Genomic DNA, 25,766 nt, shown 5'->3' with positions numbered 1-25,766 from the left:
ATCGTGAATCGAATCTAGATTCATACTGTTTTTTTGCAATTCACCAGGCGAATCACATCACGAATTGAATCTAGAGTCAATTCACCTTAACCACCTGAATTTAATATTATGAATCGTAAGCGATTCATTAGCGATTCGTTAATGAATCGTCGGTAATTCATTGACGATTCGCTATCGTATAATCTTATATTAAATAAATTAATTTAACTCACACTAAACCACTGTTCTTAAATGCAAATCTGCAAAATTTTAATTTTGCGTAGTGTGTGGTGATTTTGTGGTGAGGAGTGCATATTTGTTGAGTCTGGCCCTGGTCTGGGTTAACGTATTTGCAGGAATCGGCCCGGAGGGAGTCTTTTGAGAAAAAAACTGGCGTTTGCCGCCCTGCTTTTAATATCCACACCTGCATGGGCTACGGATTGTTTTGATATGGCGGGTCGGGATTATCAAATAGATCCGGATCTGCTCCGGGCTATTTCATGGCAGGAGTCTAAATGGGTGGTGAATGCCATCGGAAAAAATCCGGGATCGGGCTACGGTGCCGGACTGATGCAAATCGATTCGCAGCACCATGCCCGGTTATCGGAGTTCGGTATTAAACCGGAACATCTTCTGACGGATGCCTGCCTGAATATTTATACCGGTGCGTATTATCTGGCGCTGGCGTTTAAGAAGTGGGGCGTCAGCTGGGAGGCAGTCGGTGCCTACAACGCAGGATTCCGCAGAACGGACAGGCAGGCCATGCGACGACTGGCATATGCCAGAAAGATTGAAGCTATCTACCGGGCCATCAAGGCAAATAAAAATGCCGGACAATCCCGGCTGGTTAAAAACGAAAGACCTCATGAATGAGGTCTTTTTTTCAGGTATATGATTAGTCTATCGCCCGCCAGATTAAATGCCGTTCGGGATGATGAATAATGCTGAGATAATCTTTCAGCGCATCCTGACGGGAAACAAGATATTTACAGACGCGGGCATATTCCGGTCCCATATCAGCCACTTGCCATGACAGCCAGTTCATTATCATTAGTGTAGCAATAATTCCTGCAGCATCGGCGCTGACGTCACCGTCAAAATAATTGCCGGGGATGCGCATCCTGTAAGACTGTTTTCCTTCCGGTGCGATATACCCGGTCTGCGTAGTGATGAACTGGATGCGATTAGGCGTGATATTTCCGCCGACACCCTGCGGAATGATCCAGTAAGACCAGAAACCACCGTCGTAATCGGAGTGCTGGCGTAACCAGCTAGCCGCCATATTATCTGCTGACGGCGTAAAAAAGAGGGCCGGGATAAAATCCAGACGCTCATCACCATCGGTCACTGCATAACGCAGATATTTGTCTGTTTTAAATTGTTCGTCTGATTCACGAGTGGCGGTGTTGACCTTGGTGTTGACGTTAATTGTGTGCATGCTGAACTTCTCCTTCGCGGTTTATTAAATCGTTCGACTTCATCACTGAGCGGCAAAGGGCAATTTGCAGCCGACGGGGAGGAAATAAAGGGGCGCGAAGCGTTTATATACCCCTTTATTTTCGCCACGGCTGATGCTAAAAGCCGCCCTCCGCGAAAAGATGATGTCGGGCGATATAGCGCGGGGGTGAGCATGCACACAACCCGGAACGCCAATTCGGTCTTTATCGAATTCACGTTCCGGCCATCAGAGTGGCGGGTATTTATCGCCACGGTGACAGCGGCGCATCCTGATAAGGATGCAGCAAGCGCAATTTTGAATTTGCGTCAGGATGGAAGCCCGCTGCCCGGAGGTTTACCGAAGGGCCGGGCAGAGACAGCTTGCTGGCTCTGTTCACGACAGCCGTGTCCCGCCAGGGACGACGCCCGGACCAGTTTTTATTATTTTCAGCGCAAAGGGTAAATACCAGAAGAGATAAACAGCAGGATGCCGGATGAAATATAACAGTGACAAATAAATATTAATGAAGAGAGAAACCCGCGACGGACTAATACGGGCGGCGCGTAGCGCAGCCGGTATTAGTCTGCACCGCAGGTGCGCGGCCTTTTTTCCGCAGTCGGGCAGGTTATCCCCTGCCCTTCCGGTTATTTACGCAGCCTCCGGTATTCCGCGCATAAACTCCAGCATAGCCCGGTATCGGTTCTGGTCTGCCAGACGTTTTTCGAACTCATTGAGATAATACACGGGGGTGTATCTTACCCGCCGGATCTGCATCGTCAGCGTGTTCCCCGTCACCACTTCGGCGGCTATTCCCAGCACATACAGCTGGATGAATGCCATATCCGCCGCCACCGGATCGATATCGATGCAGCTGCCGAACATGTGCATGGAAGGATTGATATCTGCCTCAAGCAGGCACTCCGCATACGCAATCAGCATCCCGGCGGCACCACAGGCCGGGTCGCTGACCGTGGCTATCCCTTCCCGGCGGATAGTGTCCCTGACGCCCGGCATCAGCATCCGGGCCATGAGGGACTGGACCGGATATGGGGTAAAATACTGCCCGCGAAAGTTATCGCCCAGCTCAAGCACCATGAAAATGGCGCCGAGGAAATCATGAAATTTAGCCTCCAGTGCGCACACCATCATGCAGAACATCTCCTGCATCTTCGCGATATCTGACGCCTCATAACGCGCGCAGATTTTCCGGCAGTGCTCAATGCTTTCCGGCGCTCTTATCCGGGCCATATCCAGTTCACTGGCGGCCAGTGACAGAAAATCACTGAACACCTCCCAGCGTCCCAGATGGCGACCCGTGTCTTTAAACACGTGGATAAACCGGCTCCGGCTGTGCTGCTCACTCATCAAACGCTGAACAGAAGGCACCACTTCCGCGACCTGCGCCCTGACCTGGATCACAGGGCTATTCTCAGCGGTTTCTCTGGCCATGTTGAACACATCGGCAAAACTCAGCTGCGACATACAATTACCTCCGCTGTTGCCGCTCCCGAAGGAGCGGCTCACCTTATCAGTTACATGCGCGTTTGAGTTCAAGCGTGCGGAGCACCTGCCCGAAGGCGGTGTTGTTCATCGCCGGGATATGGACGCCGCGCCCCTTGCGAATGCTCCGGGCAATATGCCGTCCGAAGGCTTTCAGCGCCGGGTCAATCTCCCGCGCGGCGATGTCATCGCGCAGAATGCGCTGGTGACGGCGGGGCTTTACAGCCTCAGTGGAAGGTGAAAGAATAGTCAGGGTCATACAGACCTCCATATATCGTGTATGTGAAGCCGAAAAAATCGTTCCCGCGACTTTTACGGCGTGGATAAAGCAGGGTTTTCCCTGCTTTTTTCATTTCCGGAACAGGTTAAATTCCTCCTTAATGCGCGTTTTAATCTGCGCATGGCTCAGGTTGCACACATCCCGCAGCCGGAAATATCTGGCTCCGTAGCGGGCATAAATCTCTGTCACGTCACCACAGACCATTTCCTGCAGCATGAACGTCTCCCAGCCACCGCTCTCACTCGTTGACCAGTTGAGCGGGTACATCAGACCCAGCGCATCATGGAAGGCGTGAACATCGATTTCAGCGGGCGCTTTCACCGCTGCTTTCTGGCGACTCAGCCAGTATTCGCGCTCGGCTTCTGCTGTGACCTGCATTCCCGGACGGGCTGAGGATTCGGTGAGATGTAAGTGCATGGTTTTCTCCTTCGGGTTAAGGGATGGCAGCTACATGCCGCCATCCGGGGTTGTCTACTCGTTTGCCGCCAGTTCACTCAGCAGCACATCGCGGGCTTCCTGCGCACACTCTTCTTCGGCTAACGTCAGCAGATACCCACGTTTTGCCGCCGCACCCATGAATGCCGGGCGGTCTTTCAGCGGCAGCGCGCCCAGATAATCCAGCGCATCGCCCAGCACGCGCGCCTGATACAGCTCGTAATGCATCCCGCAGCAGCGCCCCGCCTCTTTCTCGATGCGTGCCAGCACCACATCGGCGCGGATAACATCGAACGGGTTAGCGGCGTGGATGTTGCGCACAAAGCCATCAGTACGCAGAACGGACGATATGGAATGAACGATGCGGGTATTCATGAGTGTTTTCCTTTTTCTGACTTTGAGGTTTTAAAACCGTCACCCGTTGAGTTGCCGGGGCCGCGGTTTTGACGTTTTGCGGGGACCTGCTGCTCTGCTCCGCTGGTTGTTACCTTCACCCGTTTGAGAGCCGTTCGCCGCAAGGGCGTAAACGAGCACGGCCCGGTGAAGCCGTCCATGCCGGACGTGAAAAGTTTTTGCGGATTCAGGCAAAAATTTTTTATGGCCGTGCGCCAGCAGTGCATGGACGGCAAGACGGGTTGTGCTTGTCTCAGCCCCGGCGAAAGGACTCAAAGGGGTGAAACGGCACCAGGTAAGGAAAGAGCAGGAACCCGCCGCAACGTCGGAGAAGCGGCAGCGAAAACGGCGTTGCCCCTTACAGCCCGGCGTCAGTTTGCCGGGGTGCGAAAAGCGCAGGTGACGGCGCGTAAAAGGGGCGGCGCATCCGGAACGGATGCTGCAAGCCTGCCGTTGACGTCAGGCATCAGACACTAGCCGGCAGGCCCGAAACCGCCTGGCGGGTTCGGCGGAGCTTACCGCGTCCTTTCGCGGTTAGCGGAGTGTGGCTCGACGACCGGACGCGCAGCGGTCGGGAGCCGAAGGTGTCCCCGGGTCTGGCCTGTCAGAAAGAAACAGCAGAAGAGAGAATGGAACAGGGGAAGATATCAGCAGAACAGCCAGAGTCAGCCCGAAACAGAGATACCAAACCTGTGACAGAGTGGCCGTGGCGGCGCGTCAGCGCAGCCCTGCCACGCGCCGCAGGCAGGTTTTCGGCGGGCGGTCAGACAGTGACGGGGGAACGAGTCCCCCGCCAGTGCATCAGACCACCGGCGGCAGCGCCCCCGGATAGTGCCGCGCGATAATGTCGTTCACCTTCTCCACCAGGTCTGGCCGGGTAAAGGTGACGTGCGCGGAGCCTTTTTTGTATGTGCGTACTGTGAAATACTCGCACGTAAACACCTCCCCCACGCTCTTCGCACCGCCCTGACTGATAAACGCGCTCAGGTTTGCCCCCTCGGAGACGCGATTATCGGGTATGGTCTTTCCGTCGAGGATCCAGAACGGGCGGGCAAGGTCATCGATGCGGTTCTGTGCATACGTGCGCACGGAAAAATACAGCCCGCGATGATTATCCAGGACACCATCAATGATAATTTTTTTTCCCAGAAAGCACGGGTTATGCGTTTTATAGTCCCATGAGAGGTTGCGGAACACGTCAATCACGCCCTGCTCAAACGTTTCTCCCTTGCTGGCGTTAAGCGCCCGGAACGTGGCGATCACGTTGTCGAGTGTGATTTCGGGGCAGTCGTCGCTGTAGAGCTGCGTGTCCCACTCCTTGCGCTGCGCCTCGCTCATCAGCGTAAACATGCCCGTGTCATTCATCAGGCGCGTCCAGATGTCGCGATCGGCATAACGGCAGATACTGCGTTTTAAGGCGGCTTCCCGCGTGGTGCTGCAGTCGGCTGACAGGCTGCGTTCGATGATTTCGGTCATGCCTGAGATCCACCCGCGCCCGGATGCTTCAAAAATGAGTTTCTGCGCGTCACGTAGCAGCCTTATGGCTTCCAGAAAAGCCGCCACGCCACTGTTACGCTGCGCCACAATGCGCTCGACGGGCAAAGACGGGATGACCTCTCCCGCGCCGCTATGGGGGGTAATGTCGACGCTGACAGCCTGTGTGGTGGTGTGATTCATGATGTCCTCCTTCTGCTGTTGCCGCCCCTTTCGGAGCGGCTCACCTGGTTAGTTAAATGCGCGTGTCAGTTCGAGGGTGCGGAGCACCTGACCAAAATCGGCGTTTTTCATCGCGGGGATGTGAACACCACGCCCCTTGCGTATGCTTTTTGCGATATGCCGCCCGAATGCCCTGAGCGTGGGGTCAATTTCCGGTGCGGGAATATCGACGCGGGGGATGCGGGAATGACGGCGGGGCTTTACAGCGCCGTCAGACGGTGAAACAATAGAAAGGATCATTGAGTTAACTTCCTTTGGTAGTTAATGAAGCCGCAAAAAATCGTTGCTGCGATTTCTGCGGCGTGGAACAAGCCGGGTTTACCCGGCTTTTTTCATCTCTGCGTTTTGCTCTCTGCTTCTTCTGCCTCCTTTTGCACGTTGTCGGTAATGTCTTCGGGATCGCCCAGAAACCAGCCCTGAACAGGTTTGTAACGCTCAATAAACGCCTTAATCGCGCCCTTTCCGGTCATGGCTTTCACGCGGGTAAACATCGGAATAACGCCTTTTGCATCGCGTCCGGTAAATGTGATCTGATAAACACGCATCGCCTGTGTCTGCATTTTTTTCCTCCTGATTTTTAAAGAACATCACCCGTTGAGTTTCATTCGTCGCGGTGTTGACGTTTCGTGGGGTGGCTGCCGGTTGTTTCCGGGTTGTGAACCTCACCCGTTTGAGAACCTTCGCCGCAACGGGAAAGAACAGACACGGGCCGGTGCAGATGTCCGGTACGGAGGCGACATTATTTGTCGGGTTTTCGGCAAAAAATGTCGCCGGAGAGCATCAGCGGTACTGGACAGCCAGGCGGTTTGTGGCGGGATATTCCCGGGCGAAGGGGCTTAAACGGTGAAAGGCGCACGGAGCACCAGGGCAGGCACCCCGGCAACGACGGGGCGCGACGAGCGAAACGGCGTTGCGCCTTACGTCCCGGCGTTTTTTTTGCCGGGATGCAGGGAGCGCAGGTCACGGCGCGTAAAAGGGCGGCGCATCCTGACAAGGATGCTGCAAGCCTGCCGTTGACGTCAGACATCAGACACTAGCCGGCAGGCCCGAAACCGCGAGCGGGTTCGGCGGAGCTTACCGCGTCATTTCGCGGTTAGCGGAGTGTGGCTCGACGACCGGACGCGTAGCGGTCGGGAGCCGAAGGTGTCCCCTGGTCAGGCCTGCCAGAAAGAAACAGCGATACTCACGCTGTCAGAAAGCAATATCAGAGAGGCAAAGGATTTGAGGGCGATAATGAAGTGCCAGGAAAAAGAGGGGCGCGTCAGCGCTCCTCTCTCTATCCGACTTTGTGCACTTTGTCTGTCAGATGTCGCAGGCTCCACATCGATGCACGCCTCAACCGTGCTTAACCAGATTCAGGTCTGAGATTTTCCCCGGAAATAGTCTGGTCGCCTCTCAAGCTCCCGATCTATCAGCTCATCAGCAAACAGAGGCGCTGTTTTGTTGACCCGCCGCTCAAGATTCCTTCGACGCGCAGCGGCTTTGCGCTCATCGCTCCAGCGCTTAATCTGCCGCTCATCGGGAAAATCCACGCACACCGCATACCCGGCGCCCGCCACCCAGAGCGACATAATGGATTCGGGCGCAGGCTGTCCGGCCTCCACCACTTCGGATGCCAGTTCATGCGGACCGGGACACGGTGATGGTAATTTCCAGCGCAGGGAGTAACGCCACCTCATCCCCGCCTCCGGTCTGTGAGCTTGTTCGGCACCTGCCAGCGCTCTGCCTGACGCACAGCCTCCGGGGTGTCACGCACAATGAAGCCGATTTCATGAATGACACCGTACAGCGGTTCCTTCGCGTCACGCAGCCAGTCCAGGGACGCCAGCGAGGCAAACCGCGACCGCCAGTGCCAGAAAGCCGGCTCCAGCTCGCGCGCGTCAAACTCTTCGGCCCACCGGCGGTACCAGCTGCTGACCGTCTCCGGGGACTGAAAGTTCAGCTCCGTGACGGCCTGCCCCAGCAGGTTCTGCCGCAGCCGCCAGTGATGCGCCAGCGTCCGTTCTTCCCGGCGCATCCTGCGGGTGAACGCGATGTTTCTGCGCTGTAACCGGCGTTCGGTCCGGGTATGCAGCACCTCCGGGAACAGTTCAGCCTGAACATCCACCGGCAGCGGCAGCGGGCAGCACTCCCCGTGGCTGGCAATCAGTTCATCAAGCGCCTCCTCCACCTGTTTGAGGCTGGTCAGGCGATGCTTCGGGTCCCAGTTGAGGCCGGGAATGCGCTGCGCCACGGTCGTGTTCATGCGGCTGTTCCCGGTCAGCAGACGCAGGAAGGTGCGCACGTGTGGCATGGCGGGCAGACGCGCACTGACACGGCGAGATTCCTCCACCGACAGGATCGCCTGCAGCGCTGCCTGTCGGGCTGGCTTCAGGGTCACCAGAGACGTTGTTGATGCGTTCACTGTGCGCCCTCCATGACCAGCATGCTGATGATGCTGGCCTGACTGTAGCCATCGGTATCGAGCCGGGCAACCAGACTCAGCGTGTGGCTGATGGCTTCCGGCGACCAGTCAGACAGGGTGCTGATAACCGAGAACGGACGACCGCTGGCGGGGATAAACACCACCATCCAGGCCGGAGAGATATCGCCGGGACTGCACACGGCGAGATGATAGTTACCGTGTGAAGGCGTGAAGCGGACCTGTACCGGGAAAAAGCCCCCGAACTCGCTGCGGTACTCCCCGTTCATGTCCCAGTTATCCGGGCAGTTCAGGTCACGCATCACGGCATGGGTCAGTTCGCGACGCAAATCCTCCCCTCCTTCGCGCCAGTCTTCGTACTCCTGTGGGATCATGGTGTTCAGGACTTCGGGGGTAATAATATTGCGCATCATCGTCTCCTTATCGCCGCCCCGCAGGGCGGCGTCTCCGTTATCAGGCAGCGTGTGAGGTAGGTTCGTCAGTGTCAGGCGTGATGTTTACTTCTTCCGGCGTTGCAGCATCCGGGGACTGCATCCATCCCGGCACCCATCGGGTCCCGGAGAGCCACTGTTCGGCATGACTGGCGGCATCGCCTTTCTTCATTTTTTCAGCATCCGAGGCGGCCCCGGTCAGTCCGGCGTCTTTCAGCGCCGCCACAATCTGATTTTTGCTGAGTAACCCGAGGAAGTTATCCGCCGTTGGCTGCCACCAGTCACGCAGGTGGAACCCGAGTGCCGCCTCGACACCGTCAAGGTCACTGCGGCGGGTATGCCCGTGTTCGCGGGTCTGGACGCCGTCCACGGAACAGGCGGTACAGAAGGCCATCAGCGACATCAGGGTCTGTCCGTCGAGGGCAAAGAAGGTGGTAAAATCGTTCTTCCAGCCCTCCGGCAGCAGCGCCTCCAGACGGGCTTTCTCCTGCATAAGCGACTGCCATGCCTGACCCTCTTCTCCGGTCGGGGCTTCGCTGGTGAGGCCGCTGTGGTGGACCTCAAGACGCATCACGAACGGGTGCCGGGTGGTGATACAGTAGTGGAACACGCAACTGCACAGCCGCCAGACCATCAGGGCCACGGCTTTCTGTGGCTGCCTGACCAGTTCCGCCTGTACCGCCAGCGTTCTCTCGGACGACATTTTTTTCAGGAGCGGTACGCTGATACCCTCTGCCACATCCGGGGTGCTGCTGGCGACCACATGGATGGAAGCCTGAGAAACGGTACTTTCCTGTCCGTCAGCGACCGCCGCCTGCGCCTTCTTCTGCACACCGCGCTGGATGCGAAGCTCGCCGTCACTCAGACTGATCACCACGCCACAGGCCGCTTTCTGCTCCGGTGTCCATGCCCGGATCGATGCTGCATCTTCAATCTCGTCAATCAGCACCTGAATGGCGGCTTCGTCCTCAAACGTTTCAGTGGCTTCCTGCGTGGCGTACAGCGTATCGAGACGCTGCTGTTCGTCAGCGCTGAGTTCGCCCTCCGGCTCCGGCAGGACCAGATAATGCTCGCGGTCGTCACCGTAGTTCCGCACAGCCCCTTCCCGTGCCAGTGACCATGACCAGCCCTCCTGCATTTCAATCGCCAGCGCGGCGGACTCCATTTTTTCCTGCACCAGACGCCCGACCAGCACCCCGTCTGCCGTTCCGTCGCCCTCCTGCACGCTGAACAGGTCCTCGCGCACTTCGCCCCCTGCGGCCTCATACGCTTCACGACCGACAAACATAAAGCGGGCGTCGCGAACCGATATTTCGGTGTCCGTGATGGCGCGTTTCAGCAGATGGGCCGGAGCGTTGCTGTATGAAGCCTTCACCTGCTCATATACCTGTATCTGACGCGCCGGGTCACTTTCCAGACTGAGCGCCTGACACTGCTCCACATCGAGCGTGTTCTCTGCCAGCAGGGCGATAAGCTCCGGGGCAAGGCTGGCGAGCTTCAGCATGCGCTGGACGTGGCGCGAACTGTAGCCCAGCTGGTCCCCGATTTGCGCCGGGGTCTTTCCCTGCTCAGACAACGTGCGGAAACCGCTGATTTGTTCTGCCGGGTGCATCGCCACCCGGTTGTTGTTCTCGACCATTGAGGCCACCACCGCCAGTTCGTCGCTGACGCGCTTGACGATGACCTGATGCCCGGCATCGATGCGCTGCTCGCGCTGTAAAAGCTGCAGGGCCGCCAGACGACGACCGCCCGCTGCGACGCCCGACAGTCCGTCCGGCAGGGTATGAACCACCAGATTCTGAATGAGGCCGACCGCGAGAATGGAGTCAGCCATTTCCCGCACGCTCTCCGGCGGATACGGGATAGTACGGACGTTCAGCGGGGATTTGACCAGTGCTGACAGCAGCACCATCTCAATCTGTGCGGCCTCAAGCGCGGCTTTCAGGGCGGCGGATTCGGCTGGTTTCACTGCTTTTTTGCTGGTTTTCGCGGGGGTTTTTGTTTTAGACTCGGTCACTGACATAGTTAATACTCCTTCAGATTATTGATGACTGTCTGCCGGACAGCCCACCTGTCCGGCACCTCTTACGGCTTATTGCGCTCTACGTACTCCGTAGTCCCGGATATAACGGTTCATCAGGAACTCACCGCCCGGTTCAAAATTCCAGACACGCCAGACCATGCTGTCGTCATCCTGATGACGGACGACAAGGCGAAAATGGGTACCCTGGTCATCTTCAATCGCCACATTCTGATACTGCGCCGCGACCGCTTGCGCCTGACTACGGGTGAAGGTGCCATCCGGCAGGGATTCAAGGGGGGACAAAACGTTGTGGTCCATGTGTTTCTCCTTTTCTGCCCCGCCTGAGCGGGGCGTGTTCATCATGGTTTAAAAGGGCACATCCTCATCGGTCAGCGGGTAATCGTCCGGGAAAGTCTGGGGAGGAAGCTGAGACGGAGTGGCGCTCTGACGGCCTTTTTTACCGCCCTTCGCTTTCGGGGATTTAGCCGGGGCCTGAGCAGGTTGAGCCGGGGCAGCAGGATCCTGCGGCTGCGCGGGCTGCTGCGGCACGGCGCTCTCAGGCTCACCAGTTCCACGACGACCGCCGAGCATCTGCATGGTGCCGTTCTGCCCGACCAGCACCTCGGTGACATAGCGCGTGGCTCCGGTATCGTCCTGCCAGCTACGGGTGCGCATCTGGCCCTCGATGTAGACCTCCGCGCCTTTACGCAGGTATTCGCCAGCCACTTCCGCTAGCTTGCCGAACATGACAACACGGTGCCATTCGGTGTTTTCGCGCAGTTCCCCGCTCTGCCTGTCACGCCATGTTTCGGACGTGGCCAGCGTCAGGTTTGCCACTGCGCCGCCGTTGGGCATATAACGCACATCCGGGTCCTGCCCCAGATGCCCGACCAGAATGACTTTGTTTACGCCACGTGCTGCCATGATGAATCTCCTTACTCTGTTGTTTGCTTTTAAAAACCATCACCCGTTGAGTTGCCGGGGCCGCGGTTTTGACTTTTGCGGGGACCTGCTGAACGTGCCCGCTGGTTGTTACCTTCACCCGTTTGAGAGCCGTTCGCCGCAAGGGCGTAAACGAGCACCGGCGATGGCAGATGTCCAGGGCGCGGTTTACCGCGTGCCATTTACCCTGGACGGCTGACAGCGACTGTGCTTGTCTCAGCCCCGGCGAATGGACTCAAAGGGGTGAAAAAACCAGGCAAGGAATGAGCAGTAACCCGCCGCAACGACGAAACGCGCGGGCGCGAAACGGCGTTGCGCCTTACAGCCCGGCGTCAGTTTGCCGGGGTGCGAAAAGCGCAGGTGACGGCGCGACTGGGGCGGCGCATCCGGAACGGATGCTGCAAGCCTGCCGTTGACGTCAGACATCAGACACTAGCCGGCAGGCCCGAAACCGCCTGGCGGGTTCGGCGGAGCTTACCGCGTCCTTTCGCGGTTAGCGGAGTGTGGCTCGACGACCGGACGCGCAGCGGTCGGGAGCCGAAGGTGGCCCGATGGCAGATTGTGTGAAAAGTAAATGAGGAAGAGGAAGAGGAAGAGGAAGAGGAAGAGCAGCAATATCAACAACATCAACAACATCAACAACAATAGCAGCAAGAGGCAAAGCCAGAAGCTGAAGCAGAGGCAGAGGCAGAGGCAGATTCAGATTCAGAGGCAGCGGAAGAGACAGAGACAGAGACAGAGACAGAAAGAATTCCGGTCAGGACAGAGACTCACTGCCACCGTCTTCGGGCTTCTGGTATTCGGGCGCATTTGCGCGCGGCAGCTGCTGGCTGTTGAGACGATGCCCCCGGAGCCGTTCACGAAAATATTCGCGCAGATGTTCGGGCTGTTCCCGCTCAACGAGTTCGTGAACAACAGGCTTGTTCATGCGTTCCTGCCATGCAACAGCGGCGGCCGCTTTATCGACGGAGACTTTGTCCTGCTCGTCTTTTGAGAATGAGGCGATATTCCATTTTGACATATCTACACCTGCAACGTTTTCCAGAAAGATACTGTGGATACTACGCGCATTTACAGACTTCATCGACGGATAATGGGGAAGGAAGACAGGAGAGGAGAATGCGCGGCGCCGGAGGCGCGGCGATGTTTCTCTCCGGCAGGCGCAGCCTGCCAGGGTTTTGCGCGCGGGCAGACAGGCGTCCTCCGGCCCGGACGCCTGCCATCGAGCTTACTGCTTACTGGCCCTTGCCGCCCTGTAAAATGAAGTGTCCGCCGATGTAGACGGCACACTGACAGGTCATGTAATAGCAGATTTCATCCATCACCTGGGCGGTGGTCAGTTCCCGCTGACCGGAATCACGGCGGCGGGCATTAATCAGGGCTTTGTACTGGCGCAGGATCTCGCGGCTTTGTGGTGCAAGTTTCATTTTTTTCTCCTTAACCGGCGGGCTTCCCCGCCGGACATTATTCAGTTTCTGAAGACATAACCGTCATGAAACACATACCCGCTGCTGAATAAATCCCGCGCGTATGCCTCATAATCGAAATACACGCGCAGGGATTCAGGCACCTCGTTTAACAGGTCGTTGTCCTCAACAAAGCCATAAGCAAAATCTTCCTCGCTTTCCGCTTCGCCGTAATATGCGTCATCAAAGGCGTCATAGTCGCACTCGCCGGTATATTCCGCCCAGGCCACAAAGGCGGCGGCGCGCCCGTCATTCTGTGCCTGCCGGAAAGCCTCAATAAACGCCCACTTAACAGAGGATTCAGAGGCAAACTGTGACGGGATGCCCTCGATGTCCTGAAACATCAGCTCGGGGTCTTCCTCGCCAGCGTGCAGCGTCCGGCAGGCGTCATAAAACGCGTCTTCGTCGTCAAAATCGGTTAAATCAAACCATTTGCCAAAAATACTGCCGCAGTTGTACTGGTGATACGTGCCCACGTAGACGGCCGGAGTGGTGATGGATGAATTCATTTTTTCGTCTCCCTTCGGGGCGGCATAGCCGCCCCGGTCGTTAATCAGTCCAGCGCGGCGTAAATGGCGTTGCATTCCGGGTGAAGGGTGATGTGATTCCAGAGCTGGGCATCACGCAGCATGTAAAGGTGAGTCAGGGCCGGGTTGCCGCTGTCATGATTTGCCGCCAGACGACGGTTAACGGCCAGCGATGTCAGAATAATGCCCGCTGCGTCGGCGCTCACAATGCGATCAAACCAGTTTTCACTGTTGACCAGATGAACCCGGCCACAATCCGGCATCATGTAACCGCCGCCCTCTGGCAGCCGGATAAAGTGCCAGAACTCACTGCTGTATTCAGGCATCCATTGTTTCGCCAGCGCATACACCTGCGATTCTGCGAGCATAAAATCAGCGCCGAACATGTAGGGCATAAAAGACAGGCGGTCACACTCTTCAACATTCAGGACGGGGCGTGTTGTCACATACTGCATGGTAAAACCTCCGTAATCACATGGACTGCGACACCGGGCGGTGCCGTGCCGACACGACAGCCCGGCGAAAAGCGGAAGATGCAGGGGCGACACCGGAGGCCGCAGCGCAGATAAAGCGCGAAGCCGGTCTGGACGGTTTTGGAGCGAAATTTGAGCGAGAAAACGACGGGAAGAACGGCGAGACTCATTAAAAACACTGCGACCGGGCGAGGATGGCGGCGTCAGCGCACCCTTGCATCTGCAGCGGCCGGGCTAAAGTGAAGGCACGGCACAGCCCGCACACGACACGGCGATAACAGAGGCGGGTTTTCACCCAAAAGGCCCGGAACCCGGGCCGGGTGAATGCGGAGCCGGCACGGTGACATCCTTATCGCATACGGACATCCCGCGCCGGTCAGTGGGGGGAAGTGATTTTTCTTCCCCCTCCATCATCATTCAGTTTGTGCGGGCGTCGCCCGGGCTTCACTCACCACCTCGCGCAGTACACGGCGATCAAGCCAGCGGCGGGCCGGGTCGCCGGGGAAACGCAGCATATCGGTGATAACGCCTGCGGCTTCGATTTCCTCCCGTCGTTCATTAACCACGGTCAACAGGATGGGGCAGAACGACGCCCCGCGCACCAGAACAGCGTCAAGGACGGCATCCAGTACGTCAGTGTCGTTTTCATCGAGCCAGTTTTCATGCTCGTACTCGTCAGCCAGTACGCGCCAGTCACCAAACCGCCGGTCCATCAGTCGCGGCGTGACGGACGGTTTCAGCGCAGCGGCAAGGCGGTGCGCATCCGGCCTGACGATTTCCGCTATCTGCGTGAGGGAGGCTTTCAGGAAAGCCAGCAGATCGTCACATTCTGCCGCCGTCAGCCATTCCTGTGCATAAGGCAGATGAAGTGTCTGGACGTCCGCCAGTTTTTCCGGGGGCATAAAGCCCTTTGCCGGGTACAGATACAGCCGCGCCGGGGTTCCCGCCAGCCGTCGGGCGCTGGCTGTCAGCAACCCGGCCCGGCCATATGTCAGCGGCTGGCAAAGGTGCGTGACCAGCGCCAGAATTTGCGCGGCATCGAGCGAGCCGGTGGCGACTGACCAGCCGGGCATGGTTTCAGGCGCGATTTGCATCATATCCACGCAAGGCGGCCAGCCCGTATCCTTTAGCATCCGGTCGCCGTGGCGGAGTATCAGCGCGTTGAGTGTGTCGTTTCTCATGTTATTTCCTTCGGTGAATGCCCCGCCGTTCAGCGGGGCGGACGGGTCAGGCGGCCAGTTCACGTTTCAGCCAGGCGATTTCTGCCTGAGCGTCAGCGACACTCGGATAGTGATCTACCGTCAGCGACGGCGAATGCTCGTCTTCTCCGTTAATCGCCTGTGCGGCAATATCCGTGATGCGATACAGCGTATCTACGGGGACGCTCACGCGGGGAATGCCCGGGCGAATCCCGGCGTACAGCGCCTGCACGGTGCGGAATGACACGCCTTCTTCGGTGTGCTCCCCCGTTCCCGTGCGGCCGATAAGCTCAAGCAGGGTGTGAGCCTCGGCCTCCGTCATGTTCCCGGCCAGGGCCATCACGTCTTCTTTCGTCCAGACCAGCAGGGCGTAGCGTTCTTCGTTCCCAAACATGCGTTTAAGTTTTTTGTTCAGTTCTTTACGGGTGCCATACAGCATGGTGTTGTCTCCGTGATTCAGTGGGGCGGCCTCGCCGCCCGGGATTCAGTCTCTGAAAGATTCATCGAGTAACAGGGCGATATTGAATGCCTCGTCCATCAGGACGTTGAGGCGTCGCAGGCTCACGCCAGCCAGCCGTTCCGGCAGTCCGTCGTGCTGGTAGTGGTATTTGTCTTCCAGCACTTTCAGGGTGGTTTTCAGGTCGCAGATGTTGTTCGCCAGCCCGGCCATATCGCGGCGCAGGGCTTCGTGTCCGTTGTAGTTCATTACGCCACCTCCGGAAGCCATTCATCATTCGCCGCAGGAGTGTTGACGGCCCGGCGCATGGCAGCCAGTCGTTCGGTGCCGGCCCGGTGGTACTGCGCCAGCATTTCAATGCCGATATAGCGGCGTCCGGCGCGGTATGCGGCGACGCAGGTCGAGGCACTCCCGGCGAACGGATCGAGGACAATCGCGCCCGGGGCGCTGAATGACTCAATCAGCGGCTGTAGTGCTTCGACTGGCTTTTGCGTCGGGTGTAACGGATTGCCGGTATAGGGGAAAGGCATCACGTCCGGCAGCGGTTTGAGGGGCGGCACCGGGCGGCCTTTGGCGAGCACATACGCCCCTTCATGGCAGTAGTTCACGAATCCGCGACGTCCGTTCGCGCTGCGGCGGTTCGAGCTGTAGTCTTTGGTGAACACAATCTGGCCCACGGCGTAGAAGCCCGCCGCCTTCCACGCAGCCATAAAGCGGTCCACCCGGTTCCAGCCGTAGAAGCTGACCATCAGAGCGTCTTTTTTGAGGACGCGGTACATCTCCTGCGTAGCCGGTTGCAGCCATTCGTCCGTCACATCCCCGGCAATCTGTCTGCCCTGACGGTCCTTAAAGCCCACTAAATAGGGCGGGTCGGTCACGATAAGGTCCACGGCACGGTCGGGGAATCCGCGCATCACATCAATACAGTTCCCGAGAATGAATCTGGACATGGCAGCACTCCTGTAGTCAGAGGGGACAGGAGGTATCACCGCGATACCGTTCCCTGCCGCACGCTGCCTGTTCATCGCGTCCGGTCACGGGTCAGGCCGACCGTGGAATATCGCAGCCGCCAGTGTTTTATGGCGGCGAGAATATGCCGCGAAAGCGGCTTGAAGGGCGTTCCTTAAAAGGGCGAGGGACTGGCGTACACTCTCAACGACGCCGGGCCTGAGCGGAAAAACCGCCCGTCCCGTAACAGGCCGGACGCGAGACACTGGCAGCGGGTGGCAGGCTTTCAGCGACAACAGGGGAAGGAGGAGTATCGGCATACCTGTCCACAAACGCGGGGTTTAAGATTGTGGATAACCTGAAGGCAGACAGCGGAGAAGCGCGGGAGGACAGGCGTCATCACGCCTGTTCTTTTTTCGTACAATCAGCGGCAAAGCATCAGCGGTTCCGGGACTTATCTCCGGCCACGGAGAGGCCAATATACACGCCCGTGCCCCAGATGACCTGGGAGAGCACGAAAACCCACAGCGGGACGTCGAACACCAGGAGCGGAAGCAGGCATACCGTCACAATGCCAATCATGCGACTGCCGTACTGCCTGCGTACCGGCTCGCTGCTGTCGACGGGGACGCCGGCAAAGCGAAGAACGTTTCTGAATCCAGGCGACATAAACACCTCCTCGGGTAAAAACTCATTTGTTTTCTGTATATTACAGGATACCGTCACCGCAGGTATCCTGACACACGTTTTTACAGTCAGTCATTTTTTTTCGCAACCACAGCAGCGGCTTAGCCCGGCGCTGCGTAAAGAGGCTTGCAAAAAAACAAAGGCGGCAAAATAATTACTGTATATAAATACAGTTAATGAGACGCTAAAGATGAAGTTTATTGCTGCCTCCCTGGAACCCGGGGTCATGACCCTCCCCCTTTTTACCGAGCGTTGCGCCGCCGGTTTTCCTTCACCGGCGGCAGATTACACGGAAGCGGAGCTGGACCTGAACGAGTACTGCATCCGGCACAGGGCCTCCACCTATTTTGTCCGGGCTATCGGCAACTCGATGACCGATATTGGCCTGAATTCAGGCGACCTGATGGTCGTCGACAAGGCAGAGAAGCCGGTGCACGGGGATATTGTCATCGCCGAAATGGAGGGGGAATTTACCGTCAAACGGCTTCTGTTGACGCCCCGTCCGGTACTGCAGCCCATGAACCCGGCCTACCCTGCCCTTCACCCTGACCCGGAGACGCTGCAGATTTTTGGTGTGGTGACCGCGTTTATCCATAAGACGCGCGGAGCGGACTGATGTTTGCCCTGGCCGACGTCAACTCATTCTATGCCAGCTGCGAGAAGGTGTTTCGCCCTGACCTGCGGGGGGAGCCGTGCATCTCGCTGGAAGAAGCCCCCCCGCCCAAACAGCAGATTGTCTGCAGCCGTTCTTTCGGAGAACGCGTCACGACTTACGAGGCGATGCGTCAGGCCGTCTGCCAGCATGCAGAACGCGCTGCGGAGAAGCTGCGCGGAGAGCACCAGTACTGCCGGCATATCTCGGCTTTCATCAAAACTTCGCCGTTCGCCATCAACGAGCCCTACTATGGCAATCTGGCCACAGAGAAGCTGACGACACCCACGCGGGATACCCGGGACATTATTACTGCAGCAGTCAGAGCGCTGGACAGGATCTGGGTCTCCGGCCATCGCTATGCCAAAGCCGGCATCATGCTGAACGATTTCTCCCCGACCGGCGTCTCTCAGCTGAATCTGTTTGATGACGTACAGCCCAGAGCACACAGTGATGAGCTGATGAAGGTTCTCGATGGCATCAACCATTCCGGCCTGGGGAAAGTATGGTTTGCAGGACAGGGGGTTGCCCCTGAATGGCAAATGAAACGTGAAATGCTTTCACCGGCTTATACAACCAGGTGGACAGATTTGCCCGTAGCACGGTTATGACTCTCTAAAGCCCAACACCTGCCACTTTTTCATTTTTCTATCTTGTTATCTTGCTGTCTTGTTATCTTGTTATCTTGTTATCTTGTTATCTTGTTATCTTAATTTCATTACAAATCATCAAGTTAATAACTTAACAAGATATTATCTTAATAAGTTATTGCAAAGGTGTCGCCTGCTTGGCAATATTAAGTTGTTAACTTAACAACTTAATATGAGGCTATAATGATAATAGTACTAGGTAGTCAAAAGGGTGGGGTTGGTAAAAGTACACTGGCGGTATCTATAGCTGCGTATCTGATGTCACTGGGCAATCGAGTGATTATTGTCGACGCAGATGACCAGAAATCAGTATTAACTTGGTATAACAACCGTCCTGAAGATCTTCCCCATATTCCAGTTACAGGCGCCACAGGCAACATCAAAGCCATGCTAAAGGAACACGAAAAATCATATGACTATGTCATCGCAGACTGTGCTGGACGCGACAGTGCAGAAATGCGTAGTGGATTGATGGCCGCAGACGTATTCATTTCTCCGTTGCGGCCTTCTCAGATGGACCTGGATGTAGTACCTCATACATGCTCCGTTTTTACGGCAGCAAAAGATTTTAATGAGAATATTCGGGGGTATCTCGTATTAAACATGACTCCCACTAACATGTTTGTTAATGAAGCTAATCAGGCAGCTGAAGTACTCAAGGATTATCCTGAAATGCGCCTGGCGAACTCCCGGGTATGTGATCGGAAAGCACATCGAGATGCCTGGGCAGAATCAATGACAATTTTTGAAACGCAAAATGATAAAGCACAACAAGAAATCGAAGCGTTAGTTAAAGAGGTTATTCTGTGAGAAATAGAGCAAATACCCCGCCTCGTGATGAGGCAGCATTTATTAACGGCGGTACAGCTGGTATTGACAGTGCCAAAGGGACCGCTGAGAAATCATTGGTTGTAAGTAAAGCAAAACCCGTGAGCATTTCCTTTTTTGAAGAAAATTTAAAAGACATTGATGACCTTATAACTGCAGAGATGGTTTCAGGTAAAGGCAGAGTTAATCGTTCTGATGTCGTCAGAGCTGCGGTAGAAGCACTAAAAAGCCTTTCAAAAACAGAGGTATCAAGGTTAATCGCAGAAGCGAAACAAAGATAACAACTTGCCATCTTGTTATCTTGTTATCTTGTTATCTTGTTATCTTGTTATCTTGTTATCTTGTTATCTTGTTATCTTGTTATCTTGTTATCTTAATTTGCAATCAACTAAAATGGCCTCATCAATGGTCTTTTTTACATCACTCGTTTAATTCCCCCGCCACCTGGACATAACAGTTATTCTGTCCAGGTGGGGAGCGGAGTCCCTCATGATCATCGCCATGTAGAACCTAGCCTTTCCTGTGTAGTAATGTATGTTATATTTTTCGACTACCTGAAGGCCTTAATATGCCGATAAATTTCTCCCCTAAAGTGGGGCAAATTCTCACGTGCAATTACGGAAACTACTTGAAAGATGAGAAAGGGGATGTAGTTTCGACTGCTGTCGATGCTCATATCCCCCCGGAAATGATTAAATGTAGACTCGTCGTTGTATTGAATGGGCGTCTGAATGGCAATGCGTGTATTGTGGTTCCAATTTCGACCACAAAAGATACTGCTAAACTTAATAATGGCCTTCACGTTGAGTTACCTGAGGGGATAATTAAAGCAGCAAAATATTTTCCTCAAACAACTAGTTGGGTTAAATGCGACATGGTACAAACCGTAAGTAATCAGCGACTTAGCAGGCCTATGGAAGTAGGCAGGGGATGGATAACGCAGATGCTTTCACGTGAAATTGTGACAAACCTACAAAAAGCTGTAATCAAAGCTATCAATGCAACTGCGCTTGTTCCAGCACAGCAGGAATCCGAACAATAGTTCACTATTGACACGAACTACTGATTTGCTAGACTAGCCATGTAGCCCATAGAGGCCATTCAGATTTTCTCCCCTTGAGGGACCGCGAAGCCCAGTTGAAAAGCTGGGCTTTTGCATTTCTGTTACCTCTTGATTAGCCACCTTCCTAACAACTACAGAACTTTATGGCAATATCGCTGGCATATGCGCCAGTGAGATCATAGAGCTGCTGGTAAATCCCTCAGTTACATAATCCCCGAACTGCATTGGATATTCAGGTGATTCTGTCCATGGCTGACATAACCCGTCCCCGTTTCGCTATCCAGTACCCACTTCAGCATGACAACCCCCACGAAGATTTCTATCGTACCTGAAGGCATATTCGAATCGTTTCCGTTACCGCTGGCTAGCGTCGTGACAGAACACTATGTCCTTTAAACAATGATGTTTTTCTAATCGGAAAAATTTACATTAAGCGCAAGCTCCCTTCACTTGCACTCTGGCATTTTTACTTTGCTCTGGATCAATGAGATCGCGATTATTAGGAATGCTTTACAGTAATAAATTAACCCATAATTGGGGGAAGGAAGCGGATGATAAGGCTTCAGGCGGGTTTGGATGTAAAAAAGCCCGACTGGTAATCGGGCTTTTTTACATCCAAAACTAAGCTGGTACTCAGATTTGGAATGGAACTATCTTTAACTGACGGTTGAATGATACCCCCCACTCTTTACTCTGATCAATCTGATTTACAAGAGCCAGCTAACACATTGATTAGACTCTGACTGACTAACAGGTGGTGCTGAGTCAGTACCATTACCTGAGTGGAACTATCTTTAACTGACATTAAAGACTAAAAACTGAGTGACAGAGTGGAAGGGTTCATTCGGTGTTCTACTCTCCAGAAAAGGAGAGAAAATGGAGACTCTTACAAAAGTCATCCAGGCTCTGAAAGCGCTCATTGTGCTTTTAGAGTTAATTCGCTGGTTCTTCTAACAACCAGCTCACCCAAGAGCCAGGATTCCCTGGCTTTTTTATTAACCAATCCTAGAGCGCTCGCCAGCATGTCACATTAGGGTATATGTCAAAGATACCGGCAGCCTCCTCCGCCTACAGACTGATGTGACCAGATATGTGAGGCCATAAACGGCAAGACCACTTAAATGTCTTCAAAGACGTCTGTAACTGTAGAGTGAATGGTATGCCAGGGAAGAGGAGAGGGGGACAGAACCACCCCGGCACTGCCCCCCGGAAGAAACATCAAGTCCCTTCCACGCGAATGTTAGGGAAGGTGCGAACAAGTCCCTGATATGAGATCATGTTTGTCATCTGGAGCCATGGAACAGGGTTCATCATGAGTCATCAACTTACCTTCGCCGACAGTGAATTCAGCAGTAAGCGCCGTCAGACCAGAAAAGAGATTTTCTTGTCCCGTATGGAGCAGATTCTGCCATGGCAAAACATGGTGGAAGTCATCGAGCCGTTTTACCCCAAGGCTGGTAATGGCCGGCGACCTTATCCGCTGGAAACCATGCTACGCATTCACTGCATGCAGCATTGGTACAACCTGAGCGATGGCGCGATGGAAGATGCTCTGTACGAAATCGCCTCCATGCGTCGGTTTGCCCGGTTATCCCTGGATAGCGCCTTGCCTGACCGCACCACCATCATGAATTTCCGCCACCTGCTGGAGCAGCATCAACTGGCCCGCCAATTGTTCAAGACCATCAATCGCTGGCTGGCCGAAGCAGGCGTCATGATGACTCAAGGCACCTTGGTCGATGCCACCATCATTGAGGCACCCAGCTCGACCAAGAACAAAGAGCAGCAACGCGATCCGGAGATGCATCAGACCAAGAAAGGCAATCAGTGGCACTTTGGCATGAAGGCCCACATTGGTGTCGATGCCAAGAGTGGCCTGACCCACAGCCTAGTCACCACCGCGGCCAACGAGCATGACCTCAATCAGCTGGGTAATCTGCTGCATGGAGAGGAGCAATTTGTCTCAGCCGATGCCGGCTACCAAGGGGCGCCACAGCGCGAGGAGCTGGCCGAGGTGGATGTGGACTGGCTGATCGCCGAGCGCCCCGGCAAGGTAAGAACCTTGAAACAGCATCCACGCAAGAACAAAACGGCCATCAACATCGAATACATGAAAGCCAGCATCCGGGCCAAGGTGGAGCACCCATTTCGCATCATCAAGCGACAGTTCGGCTTCGTGAAAGCCAGATACAAGGGGTTGCTGAAAAACGATAACCAACTGGCGATGTTATTCACGCTGGCCAACCTGTTTCGGGCGGACCAAATGATACGTCAGTGGGAGAGATCTCACTAAAAACTGGGGATAACGCCTTAAATGGCGAAGAAACGGTCTAAATAGGCTGATTCAAGGCATTTACGGGAGAAAAAATCGGCTCAAACATGAAGAAATGAAATGACTGAGTCAGCCGAGAAGAATTTCCCCGCTTATTCGCACCTTCCTTAGCATTTTTTGCCTGTGATATTATGACAGAGTTATTTTCAGAGCATGGACCAATGAAAAAGAAAACCACCACGCCCACACCCCACGATGCGACATTCCGGCAGTTCCTGACGCAACCGGATATTGCCCGGGATTTCATGGAGCTGCATCTCCCGGCAGAGTTGCAGGCCATCTGCGACCTCAGCACACTTAAACTGGAATCCGGCTCGTTTGTTGAGGATGACCTCCGTCAGTATTTCAGCGACGTTCTCTATAGCCTGAAAACCACCGGCGGCGACGGCTACGTTCACGTGCTTATTGAGCACCAGTCGTCGCCGGACAGGCACATGGCGTTTCGCCTGATACGTTACGCGGTAGCCGCCATGCAGCGCCATCTGGAAGCGGGCCATAAGAAGTTGCCCCTGGTGATACCGGTCCTTTTCTATACAGGTAAACGCAGCCCCTATCCGTACTCCACCCGCTGGCTGGATGAGTTTGACGACCCCGTGCTGGCAGGCAACCTCTACAGCAACGCTTTCCCGCTGGTTGATGTGACCGTTATTCCGGATGATGACATCGCCGGCCACCGCAGTATGGCCGCCCTGACTTTACTGCAGAAACATATTCATCAGCGCGACCTCGCTGAACTGGTTGACCGTCTGGCGCCCATTTTGCTGGCCGGATACCTGTCTTCATCCCAGGTCATATCACTGGTACACTATATAGTCCAGGCAGGCGAAACAGCCGACGCCGAAGCCTTTGTACGCGAACTGGCACTGCGTGTGCCGCAACACGGGGACGCACTTATGACCATCGCACAGCAGCTTGAGCAGAAAGGTATTGAGAAGGGTATCCAGCAGGGGATCGAGCAGGGCATCCAGCTGGGTGAACAACGTGGTATTGAAAAAGGCCGTAATGAAGGCAAACTGGAAGGCAAGCTGGAAGTTGCCCGCACCATGCTCAGGAGCGGCATTGACCGCAGTACCGTGATGAAAATGACCGGTCTGACTGAAGACGACCTGGCGCAGATCCGCCACTGATTCATCCCTCCTGATAACGCATTTACTGCCCGGATGAGGCAAAGTACCTACCCGGCATTTCATTCTGAACCCCTTGTCTGTTCAGAACTCGCTTCTGGACAGACAAGGGGTTGGACAAGCCTGCTGCGCGTCAGCCTGTAGCCGTTAAATTCGTTCTTTCAGCATCGCCACCGCCTCGGTCCCCGGCATCTGGAACTGAACCCGGTGACGTGCCGCCACATCGAGCGCAAACACCTTCGTGTAGACCTCCGTTGAGCTCACTGACTTGTGGCCCATCAGGCTCTGCAGGACCTTCAGCGGAATGCCGGCATACAGCATGTGCATCGCATAACTGTGCCGGAACGTGTGCGGTGTGACCGGCACAGAGAATGACACCCCGTCAGCGGCCGCATTCTCCACTGCTTCATTCAGCCAGGTCCGTACCGTCCGGTCAGTGACCTCCCAGATACGCGCCTTTTCGGTTCTGCCGGTACGCTTATTACGTCGCTCGAGCGGAATTTTCAGGGTGGCCACCATCATCTGCAGCTGGCTGACGTACTGGTGATCGGAGAGGGGCACCAGACGGTGGGCCTGACTGCCTGCTGGGGCACGGCCTGCTGTTCTGGCCGATTTCTCCGCTCGTTGTTTGAGCGTGGCCAACTGCACGAACGGATACGGTGGGGACAGCGAAAAATCCCCCCTTGTCAGCGCCAGCGCTTCGTTAATTCGCGCGCCCGTGTTCCAGAGCGTCGCCAGCAGCATCTTGCGGTGAAGATCCGGCACGTAGTGGAGCAGGGCGCTGACTTCCGGCGCCAGCAGGTATTTCGGGAGTTCGTCCTGAACGAGAGCCATCTGGCGAAGTGCCAGCGCTGCTGGGTAGTCTATGGCGACAGGTAATGATGTGTTGCTTACTGGTATACAGTTAGCGGGAAGCGAAGTCATCGACATATCCCTCAGTGAAGACGCTTATGGATGGTGTCGCTGCGGTAATTTCAGAATATGCCATCATCCGTCCTGTATAGTGCATCTTCCTGCAGAAGGGTTTCAGCCGCCACGGTAATAAATGCTCGTACCGTGCAGATAGCATTCTGCACACTCCCCGAACTGATATACACGGGTTCAAGAGATTCGGTAACTCCATTACGGTGTACCAGTGCGTTTCGGGTCTTGATTACACCCTTAATCTCCTCCAATGGCCACTCATGTGGCGTTGTCAGCATCCTTGAAAAATACCGACCTATCACTTTGTGGCTCTGAAATGTCTTCTTCGCTACAAGAGACTGAGCTCGCCAGGTATAAACCTTCTCAGGAGTGTCTTTATCCGGCTCCTGCTCGACCCATTTGGAAGCAAGTAATTTTCTTCTGTCTTCCTTATTAGGAACCAACGAATCAGCCTCGTGCAGGAACTTCTGTAAATGCGGGGGATGACTAAGAAGTGCTCTTGCGCTGTACATCAGAAAGCTGTCCAGTACACTCACGCAATGAACGTAAGCCATCCGCTCTACGATCCTGGGTTGGTTGAACTGCATCAGGCTCTCTAACTCATCCAGTTCAGCCTTTGCATCCTGCAGGCGGTCAGGAATACTGGCAAGCGAAGCCTCAAAATATTGCTGCTCAGCCGCCTCTTCCATCCAGTCCTGAAACCAGCTGTATTCCTGCGCTGCCGCATCCCATTCAGGAGTTCCTTCCTCAGCATCCGGATAATTTTCCGCAATCCATTCGTCACGCCGTTCCTCCTGCATTTCAAACAGCAGTTCTTTCATACTTCCCATTTAAACCTCGCCATCAATGATGTAATCCCGCCATCCATTACTCCTCT

At 55.2% G+C, this 25,766-nt stretch carries 33 protein-coding genes and 3 pseudogenes; 10 read left to right on the top strand and 26 right to left on the bottom strand.

What is annotated here, in order from left to right; genetic code table 11:
• The first annotated feature begins 429 nt into the window (after positions 1-429).
• Positions 430-852 (top strand): transglycosylase SLT domain-containing protein, encoded by a 423-nt coding sequence (locus HV127_RS30960; protein ID WP_077268549.1) that lies wholly within the window; start codon positions 430-432, stop codon positions 850-852.
• A gap of 22 nt (positions 853-874) precedes the next feature.
• Here HV127_RS30960 and HV127_RS30955 read toward each other — a convergent pair whose 3' ends face one another.
• The 5 genes from HV127_RS30955 to HV127_RS30935 all read right to left on the bottom strand — a co-directional run bounded on the left by HV127_RS30955 (position 875) and on the right by HV127_RS30935 (position 4,007).
• Positions 875-1,417 carry an antirestriction protein gene (locus HV127_RS30955; protein WP_053390246.1) on the bottom strand — a complete coding sequence of 181 codons (543 nt, stop codon included), beginning with the start codon at positions 1,415-1,417 and terminating at the stop codon, positions 875-877.
• Between the two features lie 648 nt (positions 1,418-2,065).
• Complete coding sequence (locus HV127_RS30950; protein ID WP_053390248.1) at positions 2,066-2,899, bottom strand: N-6 DNA methylase; 834 nt, start codon at positions 2,897-2,899, stop codon at positions 2,066-2,068.
• A gap of 46 nt (positions 2,900-2,945) precedes the next feature.
• Positions 2,946-3,176, bottom strand: a complete 231-nt coding sequence (locus tag HV127_RS30945; protein ID WP_032744242.1) for a hypothetical protein — start codon at positions 3,174-3,176, stop codon at positions 2,946-2,948.
• Between the two features lie 90 nt (positions 3,177-3,266).
• Complete coding sequence (locus HV127_RS30940; RefSeq protein WP_053390249.1) at positions 3,267-3,614, bottom strand: hypothetical protein; 348 nt, start codon at positions 3,612-3,614, stop codon at positions 3,267-3,269.
• A gap of 54 nt (positions 3,615-3,668) precedes the next feature.
• Complete coding sequence (locus tag HV127_RS30935) at positions 3,669-4,007, bottom strand: hypothetical protein (protein ID WP_053390250.1); 339 nt, start codon at positions 4,005-4,007, stop codon at positions 3,669-3,671.
• Positions 4,008-4,305: 298 nt separating this feature from the next.
• Here HV127_RS30935 and HV127_RS31940 point away from each other — a divergent pair.
• Positions 4,306-4,425, top strand: a pseudogene (locus HV127_RS31940) (hypothetical protein); the annotation flags it as partial.
• Positions 4,426-4,826: 401 nt separating this feature from the next.
• On the opposite strand, the gene HV127_RS30930 reads toward HV127_RS31940, so the two are convergent.
• The 9 genes from HV127_RS30930 to ssb all read right to left on the bottom strand — a co-directional run bounded on the left by HV127_RS30930 (position 4,827) and on the right by ssb (position 11,541).
• Positions 4,827-5,702 carry a DUF4942 domain-containing protein gene (locus HV127_RS30930; protein WP_022644946.1) on the bottom strand — a complete coding sequence of 292 codons (876 nt, stop codon included), beginning with the start codon at positions 5,700-5,702 and terminating at the stop codon, positions 4,827-4,829.
• A 48-nt stretch (positions 5,703-5,750) separates the two neighbouring features.
• Positions 5,751-5,981 carry a hypothetical protein gene (locus HV127_RS30925; RefSeq protein ID WP_020804025.1) on the bottom strand — a complete coding sequence of 77 codons (231 nt, stop codon included), beginning with the start codon at positions 5,979-5,981 and terminating at the stop codon, positions 5,751-5,753.
• A 92-nt stretch (positions 5,982-6,073) separates the two neighbouring features.
• Positions 6,074-6,301, bottom strand: a complete 228-nt coding sequence (locus HV127_RS30920) for a hypothetical protein (protein ID WP_022644716.1) — start codon at positions 6,299-6,301, stop codon at positions 6,074-6,076.
• A 795-nt stretch (positions 6,302-7,096) separates the two neighbouring features.
• Positions 7,097-7,420, bottom strand: a complete 324-nt coding sequence (locus HV127_RS30915; RefSeq protein ID WP_022644947.1) for a hypothetical protein — start codon at positions 7,418-7,420, stop codon at positions 7,097-7,099.
• Complete coding sequence (locus tag HV127_RS30910) at positions 7,417-8,145, bottom strand: plasmid SOS inhibition protein A (RefSeq protein ID WP_075809007.1); 729 nt, start codon at positions 8,143-8,145, stop codon at positions 7,417-7,419. Before HV127_RS30910 ends, HV127_RS30915 begins: the two co-directional genes overlap by 4 nt.
• The gene (psiB, locus tag HV127_RS30905; RefSeq protein WP_100663258.1) at positions 8,142-8,576 is read right to left on the bottom strand and encodes a conjugation system SOS inhibitor PsiB; all 435 of its coding nucleotides are present in this window, start codon (positions 8,574-8,576) and stop codon (positions 8,142-8,144) included. The genes HV127_RS30910 and psiB overlap by 4 nt, the downstream gene beginning before the upstream one ends.
• Positions 8,577-8,616: 40 nt before the next feature.
• Positions 8,617-10,617: a ParB/RepB/Spo0J family partition protein gene (locus HV127_RS30900; RefSeq protein WP_075809005.1), complete on the bottom strand. Its 2,001-nt coding sequence runs from the start codon at positions 10,615-10,617 to the stop codon at positions 8,617-8,619.
• A 69-nt stretch (positions 10,618-10,686) separates the two neighbouring features.
• Positions 10,687-10,935, bottom strand: coding sequence for a DUF905 family protein (locus HV127_RS30895; RefSeq protein WP_075809004.1), 249 nt, complete (start codon positions 10,933-10,935; stop codon positions 10,687-10,689).
• Between the two features lie 48 nt (positions 10,936-10,983).
• Positions 10,984-11,541, bottom strand: a complete 558-nt coding sequence (gene ssb / locus HV127_RS30890; protein WP_075809003.1) for a single-stranded DNA-binding protein — start codon at positions 11,539-11,541, stop codon at positions 10,984-10,986.
• Here ssb and HV127_RS30885 point away from each other — a divergent pair.
• A complete protein-coding gene (locus tag HV127_RS30885; protein WP_181486544.1) occupies positions 11,540-11,758 on the top strand; it encodes a hypothetical protein in 219 nt (72 codons plus the stop codon). The genes ssb and HV127_RS30885 overlap by 2 nt on opposite strands.
• A gap of 558 nt (positions 11,759-12,316) precedes the next feature.
• Here HV127_RS30885 and HV127_RS30880 read toward each other — a convergent pair.
• The 10 genes and pseudogenes from HV127_RS30880 to HV127_RS30840 all read right to left on the bottom strand — a co-directional run bounded on the left by HV127_RS30880 (position 12,317) and on the right by HV127_RS30840 (position 17,298).
• Complete coding sequence (locus HV127_RS30880; RefSeq protein ID WP_075809001.1) at positions 12,317-12,580, bottom strand: DNA polymerase III subunit theta; 264 nt, start codon at positions 12,578-12,580, stop codon at positions 12,317-12,319.
• A gap of 214 nt (positions 12,581-12,794) precedes the next feature.
• Positions 12,795-12,986: a hypothetical protein gene (locus HV127_RS30875; protein ID WP_075809000.1), complete on the bottom strand. Its 192-nt coding sequence runs from the start codon at positions 12,984-12,986 to the stop codon at positions 12,795-12,797.
• 41 nt (positions 12,987-13,027) lie between these two features.
• Positions 13,028-13,534, bottom strand: a complete 507-nt coding sequence (locus tag HV127_RS30870) for an antirestriction protein ArdA (protein ID WP_075809032.1) — start codon at positions 13,532-13,534, stop codon at positions 13,028-13,030.
• Positions 13,535-13,578: 44 nt separating this feature from the next.
• Positions 13,579-14,007, bottom strand: coding sequence for an antirestriction protein (locus HV127_RS30865; RefSeq protein WP_075808999.1), 429 nt, complete (start codon positions 14,005-14,007; stop codon positions 13,579-13,581).
• 431 nt (positions 14,008-14,438) lie between these two features.
• Positions 14,439-15,206: a hypothetical protein gene (locus tag HV127_RS30860; RefSeq protein WP_075809031.1), complete on the bottom strand. Its 768-nt coding sequence runs from the start codon at positions 15,204-15,206 to the stop codon at positions 14,439-14,441.
• Between the two features lie 46 nt (positions 15,207-15,252).
• Positions 15,253-15,663, bottom strand: coding sequence for a DUF1380 family protein (locus HV127_RS30855; protein ID WP_060415454.1), 411 nt, complete (start codon positions 15,661-15,663; stop codon positions 15,253-15,255).
• 45 nt (positions 15,664-15,708) lie between these two features.
• Complete coding sequence (locus tag HV127_RS30850) at positions 15,709-15,930, bottom strand: hypothetical protein (protein WP_020804418.1); 222 nt, start codon at positions 15,928-15,930, stop codon at positions 15,709-15,711.
• The gene (locus tag HV127_RS30845) at positions 15,930-16,631 is read right to left on the bottom strand and encodes a DNA methylase (protein ID WP_075808998.1); all 702 of its coding nucleotides are present in this window, start codon (positions 16,629-16,631) and stop codon (positions 15,930-15,932) included. Before HV127_RS30845 ends, HV127_RS30850 begins: the two co-directional genes overlap by 1 nt.
• A gap of 71 nt (positions 16,632-16,702) precedes the next feature.
• Positions 16,703-16,897, bottom strand: a pseudogene (locus tag HV127_RS31935) (hypothetical protein); the annotation flags it as partial.
• A gap of 170 nt (positions 16,898-17,067) precedes the next feature.
• Complete coding sequence (locus HV127_RS30840) at positions 17,068-17,298, bottom strand: hypothetical protein (RefSeq protein WP_075808997.1); 231 nt, start codon at positions 17,296-17,298, stop codon at positions 17,068-17,070.
• Between the two features lie 208 nt (positions 17,299-17,506).
• On the opposite strand from HV127_RS30840, the gene umuD reads away from it, so the two are divergent.
• From umuD to HV127_RS30805, 7 genes and pseudogenes are all read left to right on the top strand, one after another.
• Positions 17,507-17,932 carry a translesion error-prone DNA polymerase V autoproteolytic subunit gene (gene umuD, locus HV127_RS30835; protein WP_032743916.1) on the top strand — a complete coding sequence of 142 codons (426 nt, stop codon included), beginning with the start codon at positions 17,507-17,509 and terminating at the stop codon, positions 17,930-17,932.
• A 59-nt stretch (positions 17,933-17,991) separates the two neighbouring features.
• Positions 17,992-18,579, top strand: a pseudogene (locus HV127_RS30830) (DUF4113 domain-containing protein); the annotation flags it as partial.
• 222 nt (positions 18,580-18,801) lie between these two features.
• Positions 18,802-19,428: a ParA family plasmid-partitioning AAA ATPase gene (locus HV127_RS30825; protein ID WP_023304044.1), complete on the top strand. Its 627-nt coding sequence runs from the start codon at positions 18,802-18,804 to the stop codon at positions 19,426-19,428.
• Positions 19,425-19,727, top strand: coding sequence for a hypothetical protein (locus HV127_RS30820; protein ID WP_071847026.1), 303 nt, complete (start codon positions 19,425-19,427; stop codon positions 19,725-19,727). Before HV127_RS30825 ends, HV127_RS30820 begins: the two co-directional genes overlap by 4 nt.
• Positions 19,728-20,014: 287 nt before the next feature.
• Complete coding sequence (locus HV127_RS30815) at positions 20,015-20,488, top strand: type II toxin-antitoxin system PemK/MazF family toxin (protein ID WP_023304043.1); 474 nt, start codon at positions 20,015-20,017, stop codon at positions 20,486-20,488.
• Positions 20,489-21,821: 1,333 nt separating this feature from the next.
• Positions 21,822-22,802, top strand: a complete 981-nt coding sequence (locus tag HV127_RS30810; protein WP_042934497.1) for an IS5-like element IS5 family transposase — start codon at positions 21,822-21,824, stop codon at positions 22,800-22,802.
• A 200-nt stretch (positions 22,803-23,002) separates the two neighbouring features.
• Positions 23,003-23,968, top strand: coding sequence for an Rpn family recombination-promoting nuclease/putative transposase (locus tag HV127_RS30805; protein WP_023304042.1), 966 nt, complete (start codon positions 23,003-23,005; stop codon positions 23,966-23,968).
• A gap of 144 nt (positions 23,969-24,112) precedes the next feature.
• Here the strand turns inward: HV127_RS30805 and HV127_RS30800 are convergent, their stop codons facing one another.
• Positions 24,113-24,889: a site-specific integrase gene (locus HV127_RS30800; protein WP_053011542.1), complete on the bottom strand. Its 777-nt coding sequence runs from the start codon at positions 24,887-24,889 to the stop codon at positions 24,113-24,115.
• Between the two features lie 50 nt (positions 24,890-24,939).
• The gene (locus HV127_RS30795) at positions 24,940-25,719 is read right to left on the bottom strand and encodes a hypothetical protein (RefSeq protein WP_000535296.1); all 780 of its coding nucleotides are present in this window, start codon (positions 25,717-25,719) and stop codon (positions 24,940-24,942) included.
• Positions 25,720-25,766: the final 47 nt, after the last annotated feature.

Source organism: Klebsiella sp. RHBSTW-00215 (assembly GCF_014103785.1).
Classification (GTDB): Bacteria; Pseudomonadota; Gammaproteobacteria; order Enterobacterales; family Enterobacteriaceae; genus Klebsiella.
The sequence above is the reverse complement of the archived record's forward strand: the minus strand, read 5'-3'. Positions and strand labels throughout refer to the sequence as shown.

What these genes read in the sequence shown, in the direction of transcription:
- HV127_RS30960 (WP_077268549.1), top strand. Translation starts at nt 430, where the DNA reads ATGGCGGGTCGGGATTATCAAATAGATCCGGATCTGCTCCGGGCTATT.
- HV127_RS30955 (WP_053390246.1), bottom strand. Translation starts at nt 1,417, where the DNA reads ATGCACACAATTAACGTCAACACCAAGGTCAACACCGCCACTCGTGAA.
- HV127_RS30950 (WP_053390248.1), bottom strand. Translation starts at nt 2,899, where the DNA reads ATGTCGCAGCTGAGTTTTGCCGATGTGTTCAACATGGCCAGAGAAACC.
- HV127_RS30945 (WP_032744242.1), bottom strand. Translation starts at nt 3,176, where the DNA reads ATGACCCTGACTATTCTTTCACCTTCCACTGAGGCTGTAAAGCCCCGC.
- HV127_RS30940 (WP_053390249.1), bottom strand. Translation starts at nt 3,614, where the DNA reads ATGCACTTACATCTCACCGAATCCTCAGCCCGTCCGGGAATGCAGGTC.
- HV127_RS30935 (WP_053390250.1), bottom strand. Translation starts at nt 4,007, where the DNA reads ATGAATACCCGCATCGTTCATTCCATATCGTCCGTTCTGCGTACTGAT.
- HV127_RS30930 (WP_022644946.1), bottom strand. Translation starts at nt 5,702, where the DNA reads ATGAATCACACCACCACACAGGCTGTCAGCGTCGACATTACCCCCCAT.
- HV127_RS30925 (WP_020804025.1), bottom strand. Translation starts at nt 5,981, where the DNA reads ATGATCCTTTCTATTGTTTCACCGTCTGACGGCGCTGTAAAGCCCCGC.
- HV127_RS30920 (WP_022644716.1), bottom strand. Translation starts at nt 6,301, where the DNA reads ATGCAGACACAGGCGATGCGTGTTTATCAGATCACATTTACCGGACGC.
- HV127_RS30915 (WP_022644947.1), bottom strand. Translation starts at nt 7,420, where the DNA reads ATGAGGTGGCGTTACTCCCTGCGCTGGAAATTACCATCACCGTGTCCC.
- psiB (WP_100663258.1), bottom strand. Translation starts at nt 8,576, where the DNA reads ATGATGCGCAATATTATTACCCCCGAAGTCCTGAACACCATGATCCCA.
- HV127_RS30900 (WP_075809005.1), bottom strand. Translation starts at nt 10,617, where the DNA reads ATGTCAGTGACCGAGTCTAAAACAAAAACCCCCGCGAAAACCAGCAAA.
- HV127_RS30895 (WP_075809004.1), bottom strand. Translation starts at nt 10,935, where the DNA reads ATGGACCACAACGTTTTGTCCCCCCTTGAATCCCTGCCGGATGGCACC.
- HV127_RS30885 (WP_181486544.1), top strand. Translation starts at nt 11,540, where the DNA reads ATGATGAATCTCCTTACTCTGTTGTTTGCTTTTAAAAACCATCACCCG.
- ssb (WP_075809003.1), bottom strand. Translation starts at nt 11,541, where the DNA reads ATGGCAGCACGTGGCGTAAACAAAGTCATTCTGGTCGGGCATCTGGGG.
- HV127_RS30880 (WP_075809001.1), bottom strand. Translation starts at nt 12,580, where the DNA reads ATGTCAAAATGGAATATCGCCTCATTCTCAAAAGACGAGCAGGACAAA.
- HV127_RS30875 (WP_075809000.1), bottom strand. Translation starts at nt 12,986, where the DNA reads ATGAAACTTGCACCACAAAGCCGCGAGATCCTGCGCCAGTACAAAGCC.
- HV127_RS30870 (WP_075809032.1), bottom strand. Translation starts at nt 13,534, where the DNA reads ATGAATTCATCCATCACCACTCCGGCCGTCTACGTGGGCACGTATCAC.
- HV127_RS30865 (WP_075808999.1), bottom strand. Translation starts at nt 14,007, where the DNA reads ATGCAGTATGTGACAACACGCCCCGTCCTGAATGTTGAAGAGTGTGAC.
- HV127_RS30860 (WP_075809031.1), bottom strand. Translation starts at nt 15,206, where the DNA reads ATGAGAAACGACACACTCAACGCGCTGATACTCCGCCACGGCGACCGG.
- HV127_RS30855 (WP_060415454.1), bottom strand. Translation starts at nt 15,663, where the DNA reads ATGCTGTATGGCACCCGTAAAGAACTGAACAAAAAACTTAAACGCATG.
- HV127_RS30850 (WP_020804418.1), bottom strand. Translation starts at nt 15,930, where the DNA reads ATGAACTACAACGGACACGAAGCCCTGCGCCGCGATATGGCCGGGCTG.
- HV127_RS30845 (WP_075808998.1), bottom strand. Translation starts at nt 16,631, where the DNA reads ATGTCCAGATTCATTCTCGGGAACTGTATTGATGTGATGCGCGGATTC.
- HV127_RS30840 (WP_075808997.1), bottom strand. Translation starts at nt 17,298, where the DNA reads ATGTCGCCTGGATTCAGAAACGTTCTTCGCTTTGCCGGCGTCCCCGTC.
- umuD (WP_032743916.1), top strand. Translation starts at nt 17,507, where the DNA reads ATGAAGTTTATTGCTGCCTCCCTGGAACCCGGGGTCATGACCCTCCCC.
- HV127_RS30825 (WP_023304044.1), top strand. Translation starts at nt 18,802, where the DNA reads ATGATAATAGTACTAGGTAGTCAAAAGGGTGGGGTTGGTAAAAGTACA.
- HV127_RS30815 (WP_023304043.1), top strand. Translation starts at nt 20,015, where the DNA reads ATGCCGATAAATTTCTCCCCTAAAGTGGGGCAAATTCTCACGTGCAAT.
- HV127_RS30810 (WP_042934497.1), top strand. Translation starts at nt 21,822, where the DNA reads ATGAGTCATCAACTTACCTTCGCCGACAGTGAATTCAGCAGTAAGCGC.
- HV127_RS30805 (WP_023304042.1), top strand. Translation starts at nt 23,003, where the DNA reads ATGAAAAAGAAAACCACCACGCCCACACCCCACGATGCGACATTCCGG.
- HV127_RS30800 (WP_053011542.1), bottom strand. Translation starts at nt 24,889, where the DNA reads ATGACTTCGCTTCCCGCTAACTGTATACCAGTAAGCAACACATCATTA.
- HV127_RS30795 (WP_000535296.1), bottom strand. Translation starts at nt 25,719, where the DNA reads ATGGGAAGTATGAAAGAACTGCTGTTTGAAATGCAGGAGGAACGGCGT.